13 protein-coding genes are annotated in these 19479 nt (G+C 62.8%); 9 read left to right on the top strand and 4 right to left on the bottom strand.

The window, feature by feature from the left end; genetic code table 11:
- The first annotated feature begins 85 nt into the window (after positions 1–85).
- The 4 genes from pepF (at position 86) to V5738_RS00240 (ending at position 5807) form a co-directional block, all read left to right on the top strand.
- Positions 86–2020 carry an oligoendopeptidase F gene (pepF, locus tag V5738_RS00255; RefSeq protein WP_423822386.1) on the top strand — a complete coding sequence of 645 codons (1935 nt, stop codon included), beginning with the start codon at positions 86–88 and terminating at the stop codon, positions 2018–2020.
- 231 nt (positions 2021–2251) lie between these two features.
- Positions 2252–3607 (top strand): hypothetical protein, encoded by a 1356-nt coding sequence (locus V5738_RS00250; RefSeq protein WP_423822385.1) that lies wholly within the window; start codon positions 2252–2254, stop codon positions 3605–3607.
- A 141-nt stretch (positions 3608–3748) separates the two neighbouring features.
- Positions 3749–4816, top strand: a complete 1068-nt coding sequence (locus V5738_RS00245; protein ID WP_423822384.1) for a Gfo/Idh/MocA family oxidoreductase — start codon at positions 3749–3751, stop codon at positions 4814–4816.
- A gap of 460 nt (positions 4817–5276) precedes the next feature.
- The gene (locus V5738_RS00240) at positions 5277–5807 is read left to right on the top strand and encodes a cupin domain-containing protein (protein ID WP_423822383.1); all 531 of its coding nucleotides are present in this window, start codon (positions 5277–5279) and stop codon (positions 5805–5807) included.
- Between the two features lie 430 nt (positions 5808–6237).
- Here V5738_RS00240 and V5738_RS00235 read toward each other — a convergent pair whose 3' ends face one another.
- Together V5738_RS00235 and V5738_RS00230 are read right to left on the bottom strand one after the other, a co-directional pair.
- The gene (locus V5738_RS00235; RefSeq protein ID WP_423822382.1) at positions 6238–6660 is read right to left on the bottom strand and encodes a GNAT family N-acetyltransferase; all 423 of its coding nucleotides are present in this window, start codon (positions 6658–6660) and stop codon (positions 6238–6240) included.
- A gap of 450 nt (positions 6661–7110) precedes the next feature.
- The gene (locus V5738_RS00230) at positions 7111–8508 is read right to left on the bottom strand and encodes a PLP-dependent aminotransferase family protein (RefSeq protein ID WP_423822381.1); all 1398 of its coding nucleotides are present in this window, start codon (positions 8506–8508) and stop codon (positions 7111–7113) included.
- Positions 8509–8732: 224 nt separating this feature from the next.
- On the opposite strand from V5738_RS00230, the gene V5738_RS00225 reads away from it, so the two are divergent.
- Complete coding sequence (locus V5738_RS00225) at positions 8733–9338, top strand: LysE family translocator (RefSeq protein ID WP_423822380.1); 606 nt, start codon at positions 8733–8735, stop codon at positions 9336–9338.
- Positions 9339–9348: 10 nt separating this feature from the next.
- Here the strand turns inward: V5738_RS00225 and V5738_RS00220 are convergent, their stop codons facing one another.
- Positions 9349–9858 (bottom strand): N-acetyltransferase family protein, encoded by a 510-nt coding sequence (locus V5738_RS00220; RefSeq protein ID WP_423822379.1) that lies wholly within the window; start codon positions 9856–9858, stop codon positions 9349–9351.
- Between the two features lie 598 nt (positions 9859–10456).
- Between V5738_RS00220 and V5738_RS00215 the strand changes: the two genes are divergently transcribed.
- Together V5738_RS00215 and V5738_RS00210 are read left to right on the top strand one after the other, a co-directional pair.
- Positions 10457–10621: a hypothetical protein gene (locus tag V5738_RS00215; RefSeq protein WP_423822378.1), complete on the top strand. Its 165-nt coding sequence runs from the start codon at positions 10457–10459 to the stop codon at positions 10619–10621.
- 320 nt (positions 10622–10941) lie between these two features.
- Positions 10942–13026, top strand: a complete 2085-nt coding sequence (locus tag V5738_RS00210; protein WP_423822377.1) for a M13 family metallopeptidase — start codon at positions 10942–10944, stop codon at positions 13024–13026.
- A gap of 750 nt (positions 13027–13776) precedes the next feature.
- Here V5738_RS00210 and V5738_RS00205 read toward each other — a convergent pair.
- Positions 13777–17172: a S41 family peptidase gene (locus V5738_RS00205; protein WP_423822376.1), complete on the bottom strand. Its 3396-nt coding sequence runs from the start codon at positions 17170–17172 to the stop codon at positions 13777–13779.
- Positions 17173–17377: 205 nt separating this feature from the next.
- Between V5738_RS00205 and V5738_RS00200 the strand changes: the two genes are divergently transcribed.
- Positions 17378–17989 (top strand): DedA family protein, encoded by a 612-nt coding sequence (locus V5738_RS00200; protein WP_423822375.1) that lies wholly within the window; start codon positions 17378–17380, stop codon positions 17987–17989.
- Between the two features lie 110 nt (positions 17990–18099).
- Entirely contained in the window at positions 18100–19479 is a 1380-nt protein-coding gene (locus V5738_RS00195) for a GntP family permease (RefSeq protein WP_423822374.1), read from the top strand.

The following is a 19479-nucleotide window of genomic DNA, read 5'->3' as shown; positions in this document are numbered from 1 at the left end:
AGCCGCGGTGATGCGGTCTGGTTCTTGCAAGGGGCCAGCCATCGCAGCCTTGGCTGCGCTCGATCTGTCTTTTTTGGGGAAATCAATGTCTTCTATCGCCGTACGCGGCGCGGTCGTAGCCGCGCTCATCCTGGCCGGAATTACGCCAGGCCTGGCTGCCAACGACAACAGCCAGGCCGCCGCCTCCGAGGCGAGCAACTCGCATCCCGCCAGCCAGACCCCGACCGAATGGGATCTGAGCGATCTTTATGCCTCGCCCAAGGCCTGGCAGAAAGCCTATGACCGCACCCGCCAACGCATCGACGAGCTGTCGCGTTTTTCCGGCCAGCTGGACGACAGCCCAAAATCCTTGGCCAAGGCACTGGATGCGATCGACGACGTCAAGAAATCGGTGGCTCGGCTGTCGGTCTATGCCAGCCTAGCTGGCGACGAAGACCTGCGCGACAGCGCGACTCAGGAACGCCGCAACAAGGCTGATCGGCTGGCCTCGAAATTCGGCGAGGCGACCGGCTATGTCCGCCCCGAGTTGGTGGCCATGGATCAGGATCAACTCGCCGCCTGGGCCGGCAAAAAAGTGTTGTCGGTACACCAGCATTTTCTCGAAGACGTGATGCGCGCTGCGCCGCATACATTGTCGCGCCAGACTGAATCGGCCCTGGCCGCGCTCGGCCCAGCTATGGGCCAGAGCGATACTTTCTCGCTGCTATCCAACGCCGATATCCAATGGCCCAAACTGGACATCGACGGCCAGCAGCGCACCATTGACCAAGCTGGCTACACCAAATGGCGCAGCAACCCCGACCGCACGGTACGCAAGCGCGTATTCAAGGCGTTCTGGTCGAAATATAACCAGTATGAGGATAGCTTCGGCTCGCTGCTCGACCAGACCGTACTGCAGCACGTGATCGATGCCCGCCTGCACCACTACGACAGCGCCCTAGAGGCCGCAACCGCCAGCGACAACATTCCGACCGCGGTCTATCACCAGCTGATCGACTCGGTGAACAACAATCTCGATACCCTGCATCGCTATCTCAAGCTGCGCGCCCGCATGCTCGGCGTCGACCAGCTGCACTACTACGATATCTACCCGCCGCTGGTGAAATCCGACAAGCGTTTCACCATCGACCAGGCGCGTTCGCTGACGCGCAAGGCCACCCAGCCGCTGGGCGCGCACTACGAAAAACTGCTGAAAAAAGCCACCGGCTCGCCCTGGACCAACGTCTATCCGGCCCCTGGCAAACGCCCGGGCGCCTATATGGCCGGCTCGGCCTACGATGTCCATCCGTACGTGTTGATGAACTTCAACGACGACTACGAGGGCGTATCGACCTATGCCCACGAGTGGGGGCATGGCATCCATACCCTGCTGGTCCACGAAAAACAGCCGTTCGCGACCGCCGATTATCCGATCTTTACCGCCGAGGTGGCCTCGACCACCAACGAAGGGCTGCTGGTCGACTATATGATCGAGCATGCCCAGACCGACCAGGCCAAGCTGTACTACATCGGCCAAGCGCTGGAACAGCTGCGCGGGACCTTTTTCCGGCAGGCCCAGTTCGCCGAATTTGAGCTGGCGATCCATCAGGCGGCCCAGAACGGCAAGCCATTGTCGGGTGCGCGTATGACCAAGATGTACTCGCAGATCCTCGATAAATACTACGGCGCCGACCAGGGCATCACCGCCATCGACGATCGCGACGACATCGAGTGGGCCTATATCCCACACTTCTACTACGACTTCTACGTCTACCAATACGCCACCTCGATCACCGCCGGGCGTTATTTCGCGACCCGGATCGAGCAGGGCGACAAGACCACCCGCAAGGCCTATCTGCATGCCCTGTCCGAGGGCGGTGCCGAAAGCGGTTACCAGCTGCTCAAAAACGCCGGTGTGGATCTGGCGACCGCCAAGCCGTACCAGTCGTTGATGGCCTATATGAACCAGCTCATGGATCAGGCCAACCGCATCCTCGATCGACAGAGCGACAACGACAAAGCCACTGCCCAGAACAGGTAACGCCGGCCCAACAACGCCGGCGGCTTGGCCGCCGGCGTTGTGCCCCCCCCCCTGGCCTGGCGCCATGGGGGGGCGACGAGACGGGCGGCAATAGCATGCTAAGGTTGTGATCACATCGCGCATGCGACGAACGATCGAGAGGGCCTAGCTATCGTCGTCGCCCGGGTACGCGATTGGGCCGGCTGCGCTAGCGCACGGCCCCAAGGGACATTTCAAATCCAAGGGGGATCGATGGATTATCCATCCCAGCGATATTTCGCCGCCGTGCTGATCGGCACCGGCCTGCTTTGCTCCGGTCAGGCTGCTGCCCAGACCGGGGACGGCAATGCCCAGAGCCAACGGCTGCAGGCCATGCAACAGCAGCTCGATGCGTTGCAGAATCAGCTCAAGAACCTCAAACAGCAACGCGCATCGGACACCGCCGAACCCGCCACCGACGATGCCTCGACCAGCGACCAGGCGAGCGCCGAATCAGTCGCGCCCGGCAAACCCGATGCAGCACTCACGCTCGGCGGCGCCTACACTGCCGGTTACCAACTCAAGCCGGATATGGACAACCAGCGCGACGGCGGCGACGGCGTGCTGGGCATCGTGGCCCTCAATACGTCCGGGCACTACGATCAGCTGTCGTATGCGGCCGAGTACCGCTGGTCCGACTCTGCCTTCGCGGACGGCCAGCTGCTGCGCTACGGCTGGGCCGCCTACGATTTCGGCGATCATAGCCAGATCAAGGGCGGTATGTTCTATGTGCCCTTCGGCAACCTCAAGTTCGGCTATCAATCGTTCTGGGGCAACCTGACCTATTTCGCCGGTTTCACCGACAACCAGGCAGCCGGCCTCGGCTATAAGTACGAAAACGGGCCCTGGCGGCTGGATGTCGATGCCTTCAAGAACGACGATCTACAGCAGCATAGCCTGTACGGCTCGAACCCGTTCGAAGGCTATCAGCAGATCAACGGCGGCAATATTCGTCTGGCCTATACCTTCAATAAGGGCAGTGATCATAGCGTGCAGGTCTCGACCGCGGTACGCGGCGGCCAGCTCGAAGTCGGCGGCGCGGCCGGCGAAAATGGCACGCGCTGGGCCGCTACTGCGGCCGTGGATGCCGCGCTCGGCCCCTGGACGCTACAGGGCCAGTACGTCGACTATCGCTATAACATTCCGGATGGCCAGTCCTACGACGGCAACAGCCTGCCGACCGACTCGATCCGGGTCGAAAACTATGGCTTTGGCTATCAGATGCCGGCCTCCGGCCAGATCTTCGCAGCCAACATCGCCCGGACCTTCAAAATCGGCTGGGGCGCACTGGATTCGATCCAGCTGTACGACAACTACGGCTATCTGATGGCCGGCGGCGACGGACATTGGAACAGCGCCAGCCCCGGCAGCGCGCCCAACTCGACCAGCGATGTACAGTTCAACGCTGCCGGTGCGAACTTCTCGTTCGGCATCCTGCAGATCTGGGCCGATATCCTGAGCGGCAAGAATTCGGCGATGGTCTTCAACGGCCCCAACGACGGCAGCTGGAATACCCGCTACAACCTACAGATGGGGATCTACTTTAGCGGCGACGTCGTCAAGAATTGATCCGCCGGACGAGACCGGCTGCGTCCGCCCGGCCCTGCCACGCGCGGGGCCGGCTGTTCGGATGCCGGCATAAGGATTGGCAGCCCCGACGACTTTACGGCAGCATCGCGGGTCTATCGAACGCGCAGCAACCGCCCGACCATGTCCGATTTATCCACAACCTCTGATTATCGTATCGCCCTGATCGGCTACGGCACTGCCGGCCGGGTCTTCCATGCCCCGCTGATTGATGCCACACCGGGGCTGAGCCTGGCGGCGATCGTTACCGGCAATGCCGAGCGCAGCCAGGCGATCGCCTCGCGTTATCCACAGGCCGAAGTCATCGGCAGCGTCGACGAGCTCTGGACCCGGGCCGATGCCTTCGACGCCGTCGTGGTCGCCAGCCCGAATGGCTCACATGCCGAACATGCCCGGGCCGCTATCGATGCCGGCCTGGCCGTGGTTGTGGATAAACCTCTGGCCGCCGATACCGATCAAGCCCAGCGCCTGATCAATGCGGCAGCCGAGGCCGGTGTGCCGTTGACCGTATTCCAGAACCGCCGCTGGGACGCGGATTTTCTGACCCTAGCCGATCTGATCGAAGCCGGCCGGCTTGGGGACGTCCGGCGCTTCGAATCGCGCTTCGAGCGCTGGCGGCCCGAACCCAAGGCCGGCTGGAAACGCAACGCCGAACCGGGCGCGGCCGGCGGTATTCTGTTCGATCTCGGCAGCCATCTCATCGACCAGGCGCTGACCCTGTTCGGCCCGGCGACCACCGTCTATGCCGAACTCGATGCCCGGTATGCTGATTCCGCGGTCGACGACGATGCTTTCGTGGCTCTGGAACATGCCAACGGGGTGCGCTCGCATCTGTGGATGAGCAGTGTCGCCCCCGACCTCGGGCCGCGTTTCCGGGTACTCGGCGACACCGCGGCCTATGTGAAATTCGGCCTCGACCCGCAGGAAGCCCGGTTAGGCGAAGGCGCGGTGCCCGGCGGCGACGGCTGGGGCAGCGAAGCCGAGGGTGCCTGGGGCCGCCTGGGCGCCGGCGACTATAGCGAAATGGTGCCCAGCCGGGCCGGCGACTACCCGGCCTTCTACCAGCAGTTCGCGGCTGCCCTGGCCGGCAACTCCCCGCTACCGGTGGCAGCCACGAATGCCCTGGCCGGCCTGCAGATCATCGAAGCCGCGCGCCTGGCCTCGGCCGAACGCCGGACGGTCCGTCTGTAGCCAGATCTACTCGCCTCAGCGAGCCAATGGCCGGCGTTCGTGCCGGGCGCCGGTCGCTTGATCCGCTCAACGAGCGGGCTGCCTCCAATGCGAGTCTCCGGGTACCGAGTATAGCCGCCCCCAGGCCATGGGTGATCTGCAGCGCCTGGCCGAGCGCGTTGGTCGAACACGCGCTCGGCCGGCATGTCTCCACCGACCGCACGGCCCGTCGAGCCGATCCCGAAATCTGCGCGGAGAACCGTGCAGAACACCGCACATTGCCATAGCCGATGCCATCGATCGCACTGCGCCTATCGCTATGGCCCGTAGACCAGGCCGGCCGAGTCCGACCATCGGGCATCGCCTTCTAGAGGCAGATGGCGACCGCGTCGTATGCAGGAGGGCCCAGCCACCGCCAGACTCGCATTGCCGGCACATAGCGCCTAGTCTGGATCACTACTTGTCGAACCGACGGGCCACGATGACCCTATCGCTGTCGATCCCATCCGATACGGCGCCGGAAACCTTCAGCTTCGCCGACGACGGCCGGACGCCCAACAACCGGCTGCCGGTGCTCGTCTATCGCGATTTGGGCACGGCCGGTGAGATCACCGCCGAAGCCTTCGAAACGGTCTTCGCGGCCAACGCTTGGCCGCCGCAATGGCGGGGCGGCGTGTTCGCCTATCACCATTTCCATTCCAATGCCCATGAAGCGCTGGCTGTGTTCAGCGGGCAGGCCGAACTGGTACTGGGCGGCGAGGCCGGCCAACCGGTGCGCCTGGCCGCCGGCGATGTGGTTATCCTGCCGGCCGGCACCGGCCATTGCCGGATCTCGGCCAGCGCCGATTTCGAACTGACCGCAGCCTATCCCGCCGGCTACGGCGACTGGGATATCTGCAAACCCGGCGAAACCGATCACGACCGGGCCGCAGCCCGGATTGCCGCCCTACCGACCCCGGCCATCGATCCGATCACCGGCGCCGAAGGCGCCTTGGCCCAGCTTTGGGGGTAATCCTCCGACGGGCTGCCGATATCGAGCCCACCTACGGCCTCGGCCATGGTGGGCAGCGCCCGCCGCCGATCCGGCGCCAAAATGGGCACGAGGGCGCTATAGGCGGCTGATATGTCGTTGGCGCCGGCGCCCATCGCGCGTTGGACACCGCGCTGTATCGACAGCGTTCTCTGGTCGAAAACGCCCGAGCAACGCAAACGGCGGCGCGGCCTCGCGACACGAAACGACGCTCGTCGCGTCTGGCGCAAGCCTACATCGCGGGTCTGTGCCTAGGGCTTCAGATCTCATGACGACAGGCCCAAGGGCCTGTTGATGTTTCAAGCGATCGCTGCGTTGGAGCCCACTCAGCGTGTCCTGCAAGGCGCGAGTTGCGTCGTAGCCTGCTACGACGCAGCCGACGCACGCCGCGTATGCCATACGCCAACTCGCACTATAGCGGCTTGTGCAGATAGAAGCTGCACTGTCCGACCGGCCGGTCCGGCACCTCTGCAATGCAGACATAGCCGCATCGTTCGTAGAACGGCCGTGCCTGCCAGCTCGTGGTCTCGACCCAGCTATTGTGCAAACCGCAGTCGATGGCGAAGTCCTCGGCCCGGGCCATGACCGCCCGCCCCAGACCACGACCGCGGACCGCTTCGGATAGCCACAGCAGTTCGATATGTAGCGTATTCCAGAAACAGGCCGCGCGTAGACCGCCTTGGATCGTGCCGGCCTCACGCACAAAGACATGAAAACGGATTTCAGAGGCGACTTCTTCCAGCCCGGGTACGGCTTGGCGATTGAACTCGACGATGCCTTCGCTCAACACTCGAGCATCGGCCACATTCGGCGAACGGCGCAATTCTATATGCATGGCTGTAGGTCAGAGTCTTGGGTCTGTTGATATTTCGTCCACGCGCTGCACTGCCGTCCCAAATCGTGGCTGGCAAAGCAAGCCGCGGGTTCTGGGCGTGTCACGATCAAGGCTCGTAATGCCGCAGGGCGCAATCGGCGGCCTAAACCAAAGGGCCAAGCGCGGACTCGAAAACCTCGACAGGCCTCAGGGCGTGTCGTCATGACAGATACCACCGCATGATACCCGCCCATCGTCTCGGGCAGGGCGCATGCTGCCGAGCGTGGCGGGCCCCACGATCACGGCATGCCACGGGCACGCTGGGCGGGCATCACCCGCAGGCGTCCCTACCCCTGAGGCGGCCATCCAGCATTATCGTTCGCTCACGTGACCGGGCTACGCCACGCTCACGCTGTCTTGTCTTGCCGCTTCAGGGGCGTGGGGCGGCGCTGTCTCTCATGGCGACACGCCTTAGATCGTTTGCCAGACTCGCGGGCCCGGCGTATCCAGCACACCCCGAATCCGGGCCAGCGCATGAGCCAGTTCTGCGCGATCGCGGGCCGCGCTCATACAGACCCGAATCGCCTGCGGGGCCGGCTCGCTGCCTACGCAGAACGCCTCGGCCGAACTCACCCGGATCTGTTCTGCGGCCAGGCGTTCGACCACCTGGGCAGCGCGTTGTTCGGCGGGCAACTCGATCCAGAGGTAGAAGCCGCCGCGACGGCTATAGACTGTGTGGCCGGCGAGCTCCCGTTCGGCGATCCGCTGGCGCGCATCGAGCTCGGCGAACTGATTGTCCAGCACTCGATCGGCGTCGCCCGAGGCGATCCATTGACCGACGATGGAGGCAATCAGCGGTGGCGGCATCCAACTGACGTTACGCACCGCCGTAGCCACGCGTTCGTAGACCGCGCCCGGCACTCGCATGGCGCCGGAGCGCAGTCCCCCGCCGAGTATCTTGGATACCGAAAACAGAAATATCGTGCGCTCGGGGGCCAGCCGATACAGCGGTGTACCACGCTCAGCAGGCGGCAGATGCTGAACGCCGTCTTCGATCAGCCATACATCCCGGGCCCGGGCAAAGGCGACCAACGCCTCGCGCCGGGCCTCGGACAACCAGGCCGTGGTCGGGTTCTGGTGCTCGGGCATCACATACAGCACCGAAAACGGCTGCCGATCGTGGCGGCTGTACAGCACCTCGATATCCAGCCCTTCTGCATCGTGCGCCAGCCCGACCGGTCTGAGGCCGAGCTGGCCAGCAACGCTGATCAAGCCCGGATAGGTCAGACGCTCGGCCGCGATCCGGTCGCCGGGCCCGGCCAACGCGGTCGCGGCCAGGAAAATACCGTTCATACCGCCTTGATTGATGATCAGCTCGTCGGCGTCCATCGGCAGGCCGAGATGGTCAAGCCAGCGAGCATAGATATCGCGATGCGCATCCAACCCGCCCTCGGGTTGATAGTCCAGGGCATGCGCCAAGGCCTGTGGATCCTTTTGGGCTGCAGCTAACGCCCGGCCGAGCGAGGCTTCGCGCTCGCGGCTGGCCGGCGGCAGAGCCAGCGATAGATCGATCCAGGCGCTGTCGTGGCGTGCCGCGCTGACGTGGCTGAACGCGGCCCCGCGCTGAGTTTGATCGCGGACATAGGTTCCGCTGCCGACCCGCGCTTCGACAAGCCCCTGGCGCTCGGCCTCGCTGTAGGCCCGGGTGACCGTGCCCACGGTCACCCCCAAGGCTTCGGCCAGTCGCCGCTGTGGCGGCAGGCGCGCAGCGACTGCCAACTCGCCGCTTTCGATCGCTTCGCCAATAGCCTCGGCGATCTGGCGATAGCGTGCCCCCTCGCCACGCAGCGCAGGCACCCAAATTGTCATGGTAACAATAAATGAATTGACAGCATAAAAAACCGAAATACTCTTATCAAAAGAAAACTATTCGAAAATATATTCTATTTTGTACCCATACAATACATCGCCTGTCCTTGAAATTCACCTGGGCCAACGCGGTCGATGGATGCGTTGTTTAGTCACGCCCACTGGGTTCTTGCCTCGGTTCGCTGGCCCGGACACCCGCCATTCAGGCTAGGAGATAAGCGACTATGCTTGGCTTTAATACTCTGATCCCGGTCGCTTTGTTTGCCTTGGCCACGGTCGGCACGCCCGGGCCGAACAATGTGATGCTGACCGCTTCCGGTGCGCGCTATGGCTATCGTGCCACCCTCGGGCATATCGCCGGCATCCTCGGCGGCAGCGCGGTGTTATATATCGCGGTGGCTCTCGGTCTCGGGGTAGTGTTCGAGCGGTATCCGATCGTTCAAAACACGCTGCGTATGGTCGGCGCGGGCTATCTACTCTATCTGGCTTGGCGGATCGCCCATGCGCCGCCGCCCACGCTCGATGTCGACGGCGACGCGCAACCGCTGGGTTTCATGCAGGCCGCGGCGTTTCAGTTCGCCAACCCGAAGGTCTGGGTCATGGGGCTCACGCTGACGGCCTCGTTTCTACCGAAACAGGGGCCACTCTTGCTCAACGCGATCCTGCTGACCACCGTCATGCTCCTGGTCGGCGCGCCCTGTCTGTCGTTCTGGGCCGGCTTCGGCAGTCTGATCGGGCGCGCCCTGCACGGCGAACGCGCATGGCGGGTGTTCAATGCGATCATGGGTGTTCTGACCGCGGCCTGCGTCGGCTTTATCCTGTTCGACTGAAGTCTGGCGATCAGCGCCCGGCGAGCGGTTTGGTCAGGCGTTTGTACATGACCAGCGCATCGACATCGCCGGCCTCCGGATGACAGAACGCCCCCGGCAGCCGGCCGACCACGTCGAAGCCATGCCGCTGCCACAGCCGAACCGCGCCGGTATTGGTTTCGGCCACGAAGTTGTACTGCATGGCCCGGAAACCGCGAGCGATCGCCTCGCTCTGGGAATGTTCGCACATCGCGCTTGCCCAGCCCTGACCGCGCGCCGATTCGGCCACGATATAGCCACAATTGGCGACATGGGCGCCCTGGCCAGGCTGGTTGGCAATCAGATAATAGGTCGCAACCACCCGGCCTTGATTATCGCAGCCGACGAAGGTCGCTGCCGGCTTGTGCATCCAGATCGTACGGGCCTCGGCTTCGGTGATCTCCGGTGGGTAAGCGTAGGTCAGCCCGGCGGCGAACACTGGAGCCAGACAGGCCCAGATCGCCGGCCAATCGTGATCGGTTGCAGGTCGTATCGAATCCATATGCCTAGCTTATCGAACCCCTGGCCCGATATCGATATCACCGGGTCGATCGCCGCTCACGATCACCGGTTCAGAAATCGTTCATTATCGATCGAGGGGGTCATGGGCGCATAGCCGGTATCAATAACCGATCGCTTAATCGATCGCCGCGATAAAGGGTTGCTATCGACCCCGCCGATTATCGATCGACCCTCGAGCCTATGAGCGAGGCGCAGCCATATCGGCACGCCTGTTGGACAGCGATTGAAAGCCGCCATATATAAATATTAAGTATTTGTTTTATAACAATTTTTATCATCAAAAAAAACAGCTTGATTTTTTTTCTCAACAAGGGTTGTCAAATTCGACTTTAGGCGTAGAATCGCCGCCGTCAGCCGGAGATATCGTGACAAATCGGGGCCCAAAGCGCCGATTTCCGATGGATCATTCTCCGCTGACATCGGGCTTGTCCCCAAGAGGCAATATTTGCTGATTTTTATTCGTTAATTGGCATCTGCGCCGAACGGCCGAGGGAAGCGGCTTTCGTCAGTGCAGATGCCGGATTTGACATGGGGCCGTATGAGCACACGGCCCAAACCGGTTTTGAGGAGCATTGATGATGAATACGTTCAAGCTGAACATCGTGAACAGCCTGGTGGTCACTGGCCTGGTGGCCGCCTCGATGATGATGCCGATCGTCGCCGCCGAACTGGCCCAGACGCCGACCACGCAACAGTCGGCCCCGGCCGCGGCCCAGACCACGGATGCCGATACGATCCGCTGAGTCGGTACAACCGCCTAGCCGATACATCGAGTGATCGATGTATCGATCAATGCCTGGCCTTCGCGCCGGGCATTTTTTTGTCCGCTCGTCATGGCCAGGACACCGGCCGACCGATAGCGGTTGCCGTTGTGCGTGCGTCCGAGCCAAGATAGCGCCTACCGAGGTCCGGGCCGCCTTTGGCTCGTGGGTGACAAGGGTTGGCATGCTCGATGCATTGGCAATGCCGCTCCGTGCGCCCGGCGGTCGGCATGGAACGACCGGGGCCCTGCCGATCCATCGGCCGGTCGCCTGCGCGGCCGCTGTCTACAACAAGGACGAGTATGATTCGACAGTCTCTGACGCCCGCGGCCATTGCGCTCGGGTTGGCCCTCTCGCAGACCGCGATCGCCGCGGATACAGACGCCAAAGCCGCCGATATGAAGCTGTCGGCTGCCAAACAGATCTTCGATACCGACAATCTCAACGACAAGGTCGGTGCCTGCCAGAATCTCGATACCTTCGTGAACGCGAAGTGGATCGCTGACAATCCGATCCCGGACGATCACACACGCTGGGGCTCGTTCAACATGCTGGCCGAGAAGAGCCTCGACGATCAGCATACGATCGTGAAAAAAGCCGCCGCCGAGGCCGATCAGGCCGACCCGGACTCGCTCCAGGCCAAGACCGGGCATCTGTATGCCTCGGGCATGGATACCAAGGCCATCAACAAGGCCGGCTATAATCCGATCAAGCCGCGTCTGGCCGCAATCGACAACATCGATTCGCGTTCGGCGCTGACCCAGTATCTAACCGATGCCTTTGCAGCCGGCCAGGGCCAGGTCTTCGCCCTCGATGCCAGCCCGGATTACAAGAACGCAAAGAACGTCATCGCCTATGCCTACCAGGGGGGGCTCGGTCTGCCGACGCCGAAGTACTATACGTCCAAGGACTATGCCGACCAGCGCGCGGCCTATGTCGACTATATGACCCAGCTATTCAAGCTGGTGGGCGAATCGGACGACCAGGCCGCCAAGAACGCCAAGCAGGCCATGGCCCTGGAAACCCAGCTGGCCAAGCATTCGCTGTCGCGGGTGGAAATGCGCGACCCGAAGAACCAGTACCATTTTGTCAGCCTCGACGAGGCCAACAAGGCCACGCCGAATTTCGACTGGCAGGCGTTCTTCGACGCCCAGGATGCCGACATCGAAAAAGGTTTTTCGCTGTCCGAGCCGAAGTTCTTCAAAGAATTCGATAAGCTGCTCGGCAACGCACCGATCGACCAATGGCAGGCCTATCTGCGCTTCCATGCCATCGACGATGCCGCGCCGCTGCTCGCCGAGTCGTTCAACGATGCCCATTTCGGCTTCTACGGCACCACCCTCAATGGCCAGCCCAAGCAGAAAGCACGCTGGAAACAGACCCTGGACGCGGTCAATCAGGCTATGGGCCAGGGGCTCGGCCAGCTCTACGTCGCCGAATACTTCCCGCCGCAAGCCAAGGCCCGCGCCCAGAAGATGGTGGCCAATATCCGTGCCGCCTTGAAAACCCGGATCCAGAACAACGACTGGATGAGCGAGAAAACCAAGGACAAGGCGCTCGACAAGTGGTCGAAGTTCCTGCCCAAGATTGGCTATCCCGAGCACTGGCGGTCCTGGGACGGCCTGGATATTTCGGCCGACGACTTCTACGGCAACATGGAACGCGCGGCGAAGTTCAATCACGACTACGAGATGGCCTACGTCGGCCAGCCGCGTGATCGCCAGCGCTGGGGCATGACGCCGCAGACCGTCAACGCCTACTACAACCCGACCGATAACACTATCAACTTCCCGGCCGCCATCCTGCAGCCGCCGTTCTTCTATGCCCATGGCGATGATGCCGTGAACTACGGTGGCATCGGCGCGGTGATCGGCCACGAGTCCAGCCACGGTTACGACGACCAGGGCAGCCAGTTCAATGGCAACGGCAATCAGGTCAACTGGTGGACCAAAGCCGACCGCAAGGCCTTCGACCAACGCACCCAGCAGCTGGTCGATCAGTTCAACCAGTACACGCCGATTCCCGGCAAGCCGGATCTGCACGTCAACGGCAAGCTCACACTCGGCGAAAACATCGCCGATCTGGACGGTCTGACCCTGGCCTACGACGCCCTACAGCGGGCCCTGGCCAACAAGCCGGCCGAAGCCAAGACCAAGATCGACGGCTATACCCAGGAGCAGCGCTTCTTCATGGCCTGGGCCCGGGTCTGGCGCGGGCATAGCCGCGACAAGGCGCTCGAAGTCCAGCTCAATTCGGACCCGCATTCGCCGATGACCTATCGCGCCATCGGTGCGCCGTCGAACATGCAGGCCTTTGCCAAGGCGTTTAGCTGCGAACCCGGCGACAAGATGGTCCGGCCCGACGACCAGCGCGTCGAGATCTGGTGATCAACCACTGATCGGCGTTGGCCGATCTTGGGCCGATCAGGCCGCGGGGTTCGCCCTGCGGCCTTTTTTGTTGCTACCGCCCCAAGAGCCGGGCCTAACCGCTCGCTCGACGCTGGCCGAGGCCATTCCGATCGGTCCGGCCATACGCCGCCAACGCGGTCGCCGGATACGCACCGCAACGACGCCGCCAAAGCTGCTGCCCAGGTATTGGGAGGCACATGCCGATCGCGGCTATATCGCGTTGGTAGCCACTCGGTCCGTTGCTCTTGTAGCCGAGGCACGGCGCGCGCCATGCCTAAAAGCCGCAACCCTGACTCGATCGAGACCTCCGACAATTCCAGCCGACACAGCCCCTCGCCAGACCGAGGCCTCACCAAATATTGGGTCCGAGCGCCATCTTGATTTTCGGTCAAAGGCCCCGGTCGACTGTTCATGACCGCCCAGGCCTTGAACACCCAACGCCCCGGCGCACACGACAGTCGACACCCGCACGATGGTGCCGGGTTGCAGTAACGCCGGTCATATCGTCGAACAGTCACGGCGCGCCGCCGGGTCATCAGGCATCGAAACAACGCCACCCACGATGCCGCCTACTAGGCTTGCGCCAGCGGCCCGGTAATAGCGCTGCCGGACAGGAGCCGGCTTGGCCAGGGCCATGTCATCCCGCTCGATCGCTGCAAAACAGGCTATGCGCAGCGATGGCCGCCCGGGCCGGGTTATTGAATGCCCGGCCCGGATTCCACCAGTGCCTCAATCGCTGTCGTTACTTGGGTTACCGTGCGGCGGCAACGGCGGCAGCTTGGGCTGGTAATCGATCGACGGCGCCGGCTGGTATGGCTTGGGCGGATTCTTTTTCAGCTTGTCTAGGGCGATCGAGACGGCTTTTTCCAGCTGCGGGTCGTGGCCGGCGCGCATTTTGGCCGGGTCCTGCCAGACTTCGACATCCGGGGCCACGCCATGGTTTTCCACCGGGAAACGACCATCGATACCTTCAACCGCCGTGTTCGGCGCGGTCACGGTGCCGCCGTCCATCAGCTCGGGAAAGCCGCCGATACCGACCAGGCCGCCCCAGGTGCGTTTGCCGACCAGCGGGCCGATCTGGTCGCGCTTGAAATACCAGGGCAGCGCATCGCCGCCGGAGCCGGAGAACTGATTGATCAGCATCACCTTCGGACCGAAGATCGCCTCTGGCGGGGTAAGCGCCTGCTTGCCCCAGCGAGTCACGTTGAGGGTCATCGGCTCGCGCTTGAGGATATCGATGATGTAGTCGGCCAACAGCCCGCCATGGTTGAAGCGCTCGTCGATGATCACGCCCTGCTTGTCGACCTGGGAGAAGAAATAGCGGTTGAAGTTGCTATAACCGCCCCAGTGGGTATCCGGCAGATAGACATAGCCGAGCTTGCCGTCGCTCAACTTATCCACAAGCTGGCGATTGTGTTCGATCCAGGCGGCATGCCGCAGACGGTGCTCAGCGGACACCGTCTTGACGGTGATCTGGTGGCCATCGTCGAGATCGGGCTGGCTGCCAACGGTCAACGTGACCTGGGTATCGGCCAGATTCTCGAAGGCGGCATAGAGATTGGTCTTAGCCGTCAGCGGTTGGCCGTTGACCGCGAGCAGATAGTCGCCTTCGTGCACCTTCAGCCCGGGTGCGGCCAGCGGCGCTTTGATATCAGGGTTCCACAGACCGCCGTCATAGATCCGATCGATACGATAACGGCCCTGATCGATGTTGAAATCTGCCCCCAACAGGCCGACGCCGACATGTTCCATGGGCGGCTGATGGCCGCCACGGATGAACATATGTCCGACCGAGATATAGCTGAGCATTTCCTTGAATAGAAAACTCAGGCCGTCGCGGCTGGCGATGCCGGGTAGATACGGCGCGAAGTGTTTTTCGGCCGCCTCTACATCGAGTCCGTGGTAGTGATCGTCGTAGAAAAATGCCCGCTGGAAGCGCCAGGCATCGCGATACATCTGGGCCCATTCGGCCTGCGGATCGATCTCGACCCGCACCCCGTCGGTCGCCAGCCGTTTCGGATCGGCCTTGTCACCGGGCTCGCTCTTGGCGATCACCCAGTGGTGATCGGCTTTTTGGTACAACAGCTTGGCGCCATCCGGGGTGAACGTCACGTGGCTGACATCCGAAACCAGGGTCTTGGTCTTTTGATCGTCCAGCTTGAAGCGTCGCACGGTGACCTTCGGCGGCCCTTCACTGGGCGAGGTTTCGACCAGCGGCGCTTTCTGTAGATACAAGACACCGCTAGCGCCGGCATCCAGTCCAACATAGTTGGCGGCATCGATCGGCAATGCCACGGCACGCCGCGCCAGGCCATCAAAATCGATGGCGACCTTGGGCTGGGTCTTGTCGTTGCCGGTCTTTTGGGTCTTGGCGGTCTTTTGGGCGTCGTTGGTTTTATCGCCGCCGGCGGCATCCATTTCGCTGTCCTTGCCCGGATCCGAATCGTCGTCGGCGTTTTCATAGCCGGTCTTCGGCGCCAACGGCGAGGAGCGGTCGGCGCTCAGCGTGGCCGCATAGACATGGCGGGTGACCGGGCGTTGCATGCTCGACATATCCAGCCAGCCGTGGGCGAGCCCGGTATTGGTGCTGGACGTGAAATACAGCGTCTTGCCGTCGGCATCGAACACCGGATAACGCACGTCGCTGGCGCCTTCGGTGATCTGATGGGTCGAACCGTTGGCCACCGAATAGACGAACGCGGCGTGCAGGAAGTTATCCAGCACCTTGGTGAATACTACCCAGCGGCCATCGGGCGACCAACGGGCGTCGAAGGCATGCAGCTGGTCGTAGTTGTCGGTCGCGATCTTCTTCGGCGCTGGATCATCGGCTGTGAGATCGAGCATCCAGAGCTGCAGTTTCTGGTCGGACAACAGCAGCTTCTTGCTGTCCGGCGACCACTGCACATCGTAATAATAGGCGTTGTCCTGGCCGAGCTTGATCCGGCGTGTCTTGCCGGTGCCGTTCTGGGCGGCGATGTATAGATCGTATTCGCCGTCGGCATCCGAGAAATAGGCAACGTGTTCGCCATCCGGCGACCAGGCCGGCTGGCGATCCATCGCGCCCGGGCTATGGGTCAGATTAGCGGCATTGCCGTGCTCGGCAGGCACGGTCACGACCTCGCCGTGGGCCTCGAAGGCGGCACGTACGCCCTGGGGCGAGATCGCAGCATGCGCGATTTCGTCGCCGACCTTGATGTAGCGCTGGCGTCGCTGCGGCATATCGCCGGCCACGTTCACATCCACGGCATGCGCCTTGCCGGTTTTCGGATCGAAGATATGCAGCCGGCCGAACTGGGAATAGACGATCTGGCCGTTGCCGGCCGAAGCCGAGGTGATATCGAAGCCCGGATTGTCCAGCACCTGCTCGGTCTGGCCACTATCCGGATGATAGGCATAGAGGGTGATCGGGCCGGAACGATCGGACAGAAAATAGACCGTATCGCCGATCCACATCGGGCTGTTGTCGCTTGCCCCCTTGGGGTTAGGCACCCGCGTGACCGAGGAATCGGCGAGTTTAGCCAGCCAGACATTGGTGTACTGGCCGCCCTGATAATCCTTCCAGAACGGCTCCCACTGGAAGCCGGGGACATAGGCCAACTGCTTGCCATCGGGCGAATAGCTGCCAGTCTCGGCTTCGGGCAGCGGCAGTTGCCGCGGCAGGCCTTGGCCGTCGAGGCCCACACTGTACAGCTGATCCGGGTCGGAGGTGCTATGCCGGTTCGAGCGGAACAGCAGGCGCTGGCCATCCGGGCTCCAGCCCACGGCCACATCCGCCGAAGGGTGCCAAGTCAAGCGCTTGGGTTGGCCGCCGGTCGCGGGCACTACATAGACATCGGTATTGCCGTCGTAGGTGCCGGTGAAGGCGACCTTGGAGCCGTCCGGCGAAAACAGCGGCGCCCGCAGCCGATCCATGCCCGAGGCCAGAATATGGGCATCGCCGCCGGTGCGCGACACTTCCCAGAGCTGGCCGCCATATTCGAATGCGATCGATTGGGCTGACAGGGTTGGCTCGCGCAGCAACTTGAGCGTATCCGGCGCCGCCGACGCCGCCCCCGGCACGGCCAACGCCACCGCCAGGCCAATCAGCGCCGGTCGGTGCCAAGTCACGCGTTTGTTCAAATTCATCCCCAACTCCCTGTTTTTGAATTACTGCACTCAGGGCACAGCCATGGCCTCGAAGCATTGCAAATGCCGGGCCAAGCGGCCAGTGTAGACTGCACCCGATAGGCCATGGGCGGCCTGCTCTTGCCCGGCCCAGTTCGGCCAGATCATGCAGGCGTGCCTGATCGCCCCGTTGCTGTCACGACAGGCCCTCGAAGGCCATACAGTCATGCTCGATATCAGCCAGATCATTTCGGATTACGGCCCGTGGGCTATTTTCATGCTGGTGCTGATCGAGGACTTCGGCGTCCCGGTGCCCGGCGAGACCGCGTTGATCTCGGCGGCGCTGCTGGCCTCCCAGGGCAAGCTGCCGATCGCCTGGCTACTGCCCGCGGCGTGGCTAGGCGCGGTGATCGGCGACAATATCGGCTATGCCATCGGCCGGCTTGGCGGCCGGCGTCTGGTCTTGCGCTACGGGGCACGGGTCGGCATCACCGACGAGCGCCTGGGCCGAGTCGAACGGTTTTTCGCCCGCCGCGGCGGGGTAATTGTGGTAGTGGCCCGCTTTTTTGTCGGCCTTCGCCAACTCAACGGTATCGTGGCCGGCATCGGCTGCATGGCCGCGCCACGCTTTGTGCTGTACAACGCGCTGGGCGCTGCCCTGTGGGTTGGGCTATGGGGGTTCGGCACCTACTGGTTCGGCGAGCATTTCTCCAAGGCCCTGAAAACCTTCGGCCCGACGGCGTTGTATATCGCAGCGGGCCTGGCCGGTGCCGCGGTGCTTGGGTATATCGTCTGGTGGTGTTGGCGTCGTCGTCGCCGGCCCTCGAATCTCTCCTAAGCCGGCGGTGGTCTGTGTCTAAGACCAAAAACTAACAGGCCTGGGACCGTTTCCACGGTAGGGTGGGCCGCCCTTGTCGCCCAGACTTGTCGCCTACAAAGGAGACTCCCATGGACCACTGGCACCAGACCCTGTCGACCGGGCCGCTGCTGGGTATCGCGGTCGCGGCGATCGCCCTGCTGCTCGTGCTGATCATCCGCTTTAAGGTGCATGCCTTTCTGGCGCTGACCGTGGTCAGCCTGGTCACCGGCTTTGCTACCCTGATCCCGCCGGACCAAATATTGCCGACCATGCTCGACGGTTTCGGCGAGACCCTGGCCTCGGTAGCCCTGCTGGTCGGCTTCGGGGCCATGCTCGGCCGGCTGGTCGAGCACTCCGGCGGGGCCAAGATCCTGGCCGATCGAATGGTCGAAGTATTCGGCGAGAAACGCGCCCCGTTCGCCCTCGGCCTGGCCTCGCTGTTCATGGGCTTTCCGATCTTCTTCGATGCCGGGCTGGTGGTGATGCTGCCGATCATCTTTGCCGTTGCCCGGCGCTTGAACGGGCCGTTGCTGTTGTACGGCATACCGGCGGCCGGGGCATTTTCGGTGATGCATGTGTTCGTACCGCCGCATCCCGGGCCGGTGACCGCGATCACGGCCTTTGGCGCCAATCCCGGGCTGGTACTACTGACCGGGATCATCGTGGCGTTTCCCATGTGGTATGTCTCGGGCTATCTCTGGGGCAAGATCGCGGCCCGCTATCATCCGTTCCCGGTCGCCGAGCACCTGTTCGGCAGTATCGATCACGACACCATCGACAACCCACCCCGTGTGGCCACCGTGATCGGGCTGCTGCTGATTCCACTAGTGCTGATCTTCGCCAATACGGCGCTGCATTTCGCGGCCACCCTGGGCTGGGTGAATGATCAGGCCGGGTGGTTTCACGTGTTACGGCTGTTCGGCCAGACCCCGGTCGCGCTGCTGATCGCAGTGCTGGCGGCTTCCTATGTTCTGGGCTGGCGTCGCGGCGAGCACGGCAGCGCGCTGGAAAAGATTCTGGATTCAGCACTGCCGGCGATCTGCTCGGTAGTGCTGATCACCGGCGCCGGCGGCATGTTCGGCGGGGTCTTGCAGGCCTCGGGGATCGGCGATGCGCTGGCCGACTCGCTCAACGATCTCGGCCTGCCGGTGATTGTGGCCACTTATGTCGTAGCGGTCGCCATTCGCCTGGCCCAGGGCTCGGCTACGGTGGCGCTGGTCACGGCGGCCGGTTTGATGGCCCCGGCGGTCACCCAGGGCGATTATTCGGCGATGCAGGTAGTCGCATTCGTGTTCGCGGCGGCCGGCGGCTCAGTGTTCGCCAGCCACGTCAACGATTCCGGCTTCTGGCTGGTCGGCCGGCTAATGGGCATGGACGTGGCCACGACACTCAAGACCTGGACGGTGCAACAGGCGCTCGAGTCGATCGTCGCCTTTGTCATCGCCTATGCCATTTTCCTCATCTTCTAG

The sequence above is a fragment of the Salinisphaera sp. SPP-AMP-43 genome, from assembly GCF_049568105.1.
Lineage (GTDB): Bacteria > Pseudomonadota > Gammaproteobacteria > Nevskiales > Salinisphaeraceae > Salinisphaera.
This window is presented reverse-complemented; position numbering and strand designations above follow the sequence as displayed.

What these genes read in the sequence shown, in the direction of transcription:
- V5738_RS00235 (WP_423822382.1), bottom strand. Translation starts at nt 6,660, where the DNA reads ATGCATATAGAATTGCGCCGTTCGCCGAATGTGGCCGATGCTCGAGTG.
- V5738_RS00230 (WP_423822381.1), bottom strand. Translation starts at nt 8,508, where the DNA reads ATGACAATTTGGGTGCCTGCGCTGCGTGGCGAGGGGGCACGCTATCGC.
- V5738_RS00220 (WP_423822379.1), bottom strand. Translation starts at nt 9,858, where the DNA reads ATGGATTCGATACGACCTGCAACCGATCACGATTGGCCGGCGATCTGG.
- V5738_RS00210 (WP_423822377.1), top strand. Translation starts at nt 10,942, where the DNA reads ATGATTCGACAGTCTCTGACGCCCGCGGCCATTGCGCTCGGGTTGGCC.
- V5738_RS00245 (WP_423822384.1), top strand. Translation starts at nt 3,749, where the DNA reads ATGTCCGATTTATCCACAACCTCTGATTATCGTATCGCCCTGATCGGC.
- V5738_RS00215 (WP_423822378.1), top strand. Translation starts at nt 10,457, where the DNA reads ATGAATACGTTCAAGCTGAACATCGTGAACAGCCTGGTGGTCACTGGC.
- V5738_RS00200 (WP_423822375.1), top strand. Translation starts at nt 17,378, where the DNA reads ATGCTCGATATCAGCCAGATCATTTCGGATTACGGCCCGTGGGCTATT.
- V5738_RS00195 (WP_423822374.1), top strand. Translation starts at nt 18,100, where the DNA reads ATGGACCACTGGCACCAGACCCTGTCGACCGGGCCGCTGCTGGGTATC.
- V5738_RS00250 (WP_423822385.1), top strand. Translation starts at nt 2,252, where the DNA reads ATGGATTATCCATCCCAGCGATATTTCGCCGCCGTGCTGATCGGCACC.
- V5738_RS00205 (WP_423822376.1), bottom strand. Translation starts at nt 17,172, where the DNA reads ATGAATTTGAACAAACGCGTGACTTGGCACCGACCGGCGCTGATTGGC.
- V5738_RS00240 (WP_423822383.1), top strand. Translation starts at nt 5,277, where the DNA reads ATGACCCTATCGCTGTCGATCCCATCCGATACGGCGCCGGAAACCTTC.
- V5738_RS00225 (WP_423822380.1), top strand. Translation starts at nt 8,733, where the DNA reads ATGCTTGGCTTTAATACTCTGATCCCGGTCGCTTTGTTTGCCTTGGCC.
- pepF (WP_423822386.1), top strand. Translation starts at nt 86, where the DNA reads ATGTCTTCTATCGCCGTACGCGGCGCGGTCGTAGCCGCGCTCATCCTG.